We start from the raw sequence: 3,891 nt of genomic DNA, 5'->3' as shown, positions 1-3,891 counted from the left end.
GATATTTAAATTTATTTTCTCTAGCCAGAGCTTTTCAGTGAAAGCAAGGCGAATTTACGCGTCAATAGCTGGCCTATTGCAAGTAAATTCAATGCAGTTAGCGCTGAAAATAGCTGCTTGAGATAGATTTATTATCCAGAGTTCAGGTTATTTATCTTTCGAGGTTAAAGCTACAGCTGTGTTTAACATTAACCTTCTAACGGCCGGCCTTTGTTACGCTTACCAAGCAAATACGCATCACGAAACTTAATAAAATGCTGTTCTAATTTAGAAGATGCATCCATTTCGCCTGCAAGCGCTAGCACCATAATAGCCACTTCGGCAGTGCCTAATTGATGCGCATGAGGCGCAACTCTTAGACGATAATCAGATAGTTTATCAGCAGTAACAGAAAGCACAGGTAGGTTATCTAAGTACGGGCTTTTACGAATCATTTTTTTAGCTTCACGCCATGTACCATCTAAAAATATAAATAGCGGCTTTTTACCTGATTCAATATTAACCTCTGTGATGGCTCTACCTTCTTCTACATCCTCAGCGGGAAAAACCACCATCGGCTGATACTGCGAATCATTTATTAAGGCTAAAAGCGCTGGGTTAGGATCTGTTCTATCCCATCTAAAAGCGTGGTTATTTGGTACTATCTCAGCAATCAAACGCCCTGTATTTGAAGGTTTAAAGCTTTCATTGTGATACATTAATAAGCACACAGCAGCCTCGCAATCTGCATGCTCAACACCTTTACAAATACAGTAGTGCTTAGCTATTAAGCATTGCTCACAGCGATCTAATTTACCGCCTCGAGCATTAAACTCTCGACGGGATTCACTTATTTGTTGAGCGCGTAATGCTAAAACTGAGTTTTTCACTGTATTTACCTTCAATTAATTAAGCGCGCATTGTAACGACTTATCGCTATTTAATCTTATATTTATAGTCATTGAATTAATTCAACATCTCTTAAATTAAAAACCAGACATAAAAAAACCCAGCAAAGCTGGGTTTTTAGAAACTAAATTAAAAAGTTAAATTACTTCTTCTTTTTAACTGCTTTTTTGTTTGGTAAATCAGTAATTGAACCTTCAAAAATTTCAGCTGCAAGGCCGATTGATTCGTTCAATGTAGGGTGAGCATGAATAGTAAGCGCTAAGTCTTCACCATCTGCACCCATTTCAATACCTAGACCGATTTCGCCAAGCATTTCGCCCGCGTTAATACCAATCATAGCACCACCGATTATACGGCCACTTTCTTTATCAAAGATAAGTTTAGTAGAACCTTCAGTACGAGATGATGCAATAGCACGACCAGAAGCTGCCCACGGGAATACCGCAGTTTCAATGCTCAAGCCTTGCTCTTTTGCTTCTTTTTCAGTAACACCTACCCAAGCGATTTCTGGGTCTGTGTACGCAATTGAAGGAATACATTTAGGGTCGAAGAAATGCTTCTGACCAGAAATAACTTCTGCAGCAACATGGCCTTCATGAACCGCTTTATGCGCCAGCATAGGTTGGCCAACTAAGTCACCAATTGCAAAAATATGGCTTACGTTAGTACGTAATTGCTTATCAACATTAATAAAGCCACGCTCATCAACATTTACGCCCGCTTTTTCAGCATCAAGTAAGTTACCGTTTGGAGTACGGCCAACTGCAACAAGTACTTTGTCGTAACGTACCGGTTCTGCTGGTGCGTTTTTACCTTCAAATGTTACGTATAAGCCGTCTTTTTTAGCTTCAACGCCAACAACTTTTGTTGAAAGCATTACGTTGAATTTTTTGCTTACGTATTTTTGGTAAATTTTGATAATGTCTTTATCAGCTGCTGGTACTAATTGATCAGCAAATTCTACAACATCAATTGCAGAACCTAGTGCACGGTAAACCGTACCCATTTCAAGACCGATAATACCACCACCAAGTACAAGTAGTTTTTCTGGTACATCTTTAAGCTCTAGCGCGCCAGTTGAATCAATTACACGGTCATCTTGTGGGATGAAAGGTAAGTTAACTGGTTTAGAACCTGCTGCAATAATCGCGTTATCAAACGTGATAGTTGTAGAGTCTTTCTCGCCTTCAACTACTAAAGTATTGCTGCCAGTGAATTTGCCGTAACCAGATACGACTTTCACTTTACGCATTTTAGCCATACCCTCTAGTCCACCAGTTAACTGGCCAACTACAGAATCTTTCCAAGTACGAACTTGGTCTAAATCTATTTTTGGTGCGCCAAAAGTAACACCATGAGATGACATTTCAGCCGCATCATCAATCACTTTAGCTACGTGTAAAAGTGCTTTTGAAGGAATACAACCAACATTAAGACATACGCCGCCTAATGTTTCACGAGATTCTACTAATGTAACTTCCAAGCCCAAGTCAGCAGCACGGAAAGCCGCAGAATAACCACCAGGACCACCGCCTAGTACAACAACTTGAGTTTTTAATTTGTTGCTCATGCTTTTACCTTAATCGTTTGAACGGGACATTGCCCTAAAATTTAACTGCCATGTTTCTGCAAGGCAGAAAATCAGAGCAATTCACAAATAGTGCAAAGATTGTATCATTGCATATAGTAAAAATCCCAGCTAAAAACAACTGGCTGGGATTTGATTTTATTTAATTGCGTACACCAATTTTATTAAATTGGTTACATCACTAACTGACGAATATCACTCATGTAGCTTGCAAGCGTTACAGTAAAGCGTGCTGCTAATGCGCCGTCAATAACCCTATGATCGTATGACATAGACAGCGGAACCATTAGCTTAGGTTCAAACTCTTTACCATTCCATTTAGGTTTCATCTCAGATTTAGATACACCTAAAATAGCCACTTCTGGTGCATTAACAATCGGCGTAAATGCCGTTCCGCCAATACCGCCTAGGCTAGAAATAGTAAAACAGCCACCTTGCATATCAGACGATGTAAGCTTACCGTCACGTGCTTTAACAGATACTTCCATTAATTCGCGTGATAGTTCAATAATGCCTTTTTTATCAACATCTTTAAACACTGGTACAACTAAACCGTTTGGCGTATCCACTGCAACACCAATGTTAATGTACTTTTTAAGAATTAAGCTTTCGCCGTCTGCAGAAAGCGATGAGTTGAATTTTGGAAATTCAGCAAGTGCTTTAGCCGCTGCTTTCATCACAAACACAAGTGGTGTGATTTTAACGCCCAGCTTTTTCTTCTCGCTAAGTGCATTTTGCTCTTTACGAAATACTTCAAGACTTGTGATATCAGCTTCGTCAAACTGTGTAACGTGTGGGATTTGTACCCAGTTACGGTGTAAGTTTTTGCCTGATAGCTTTTGAATGCGAGATAGTTTTTTCTCTTCAATTTCACCAAACTTAGCAAAATCGACTTTAGGCCATGGAATTAAACCAAGCTCACTACCACCAGCATTACTACCTGCTGATAGTTGACCAGATTCAACTTGCTTAACTAATGCTTTAACATAGTTTTGCACGTCTTCTTTAACTATACGGGCTTTGCGACCAGTGCCTTTAACGTTAGCTAGGTTAATACCAAACTCACGCGCTAAACGGCGAACAACTGGCGATGCATGAGCATACGCGCTGTTTTCTGTGAAGCTTTCATTACTTGCTTTTGCTGGTGCCGCCGACTCAGTTTTAGCCGCAGCTGCAGGTGCTGATTTTTCAGCTGGTGCAGATACTGCTACTGGCGCGCTACCTGCAACTTCAAATACAAAAATTAATGAGCCAGTCGATACTTTATCGCCAGCGGCTACTTTAATTTCTTTAACTGTACCGGCAAATGGAGCTGGTACTTCCATTGCAGCTTTGTCGCCTTCAACGTTTAAGATTGATTGATCTTCTTCAACCGTATCGCCAACTGCAACCATAATTTCAGTTACTTCAACTTC

General features: G+C 40.1%; 3 protein-coding genes. All 3 read right to left on the bottom strand.

Features of this window, described 5'->3' with window-relative positions:
- Positions 1-188 precede the first annotated feature (188 nt).
- Positions 189-869: a tRNA-uridine aminocarboxypropyltransferase gene (locus CWB66_RS00825; protein WP_138583971.1), complete on the bottom strand. Its 681-nt coding sequence runs from the start codon at positions 867-869 to the stop codon at positions 189-191.
- A gap of 161 nt (positions 870-1,030) precedes the next feature.
- Positions 1,031-2,458 carry a dihydrolipoyl dehydrogenase gene (lpdA, locus tag CWB66_RS00820; RefSeq protein ID WP_138583970.1) on the bottom strand — a complete coding sequence of 476 codons (1,428 nt, stop codon included), beginning with the start codon at positions 2,456-2,458 and terminating at the stop codon, positions 1,031-1,033.
- Between the two features lie 191 nt (positions 2,459-2,649).
- On the bottom strand, positions 2,650-3,891 hold a 1,242-nt coding region (gene aceF / locus CWB66_RS00815), incomplete at its 5' end, for a dihydrolipoyllysine-residue acetyltransferase (protein ID WP_138583969.1).

Source organism: Pseudoalteromonas sp. S558, from assembly GCF_005886635.1.
Taxonomy (GTDB): domain Bacteria; phylum Pseudomonadota; class Gammaproteobacteria; order Enterobacterales; family Alteromonadaceae; genus Pseudoalteromonas; species Pseudoalteromonas aliena.
Note: the sequence above shows the minus strand (reverse complement) of the source record. Positions and strands in the feature narration are given on the sequence as shown.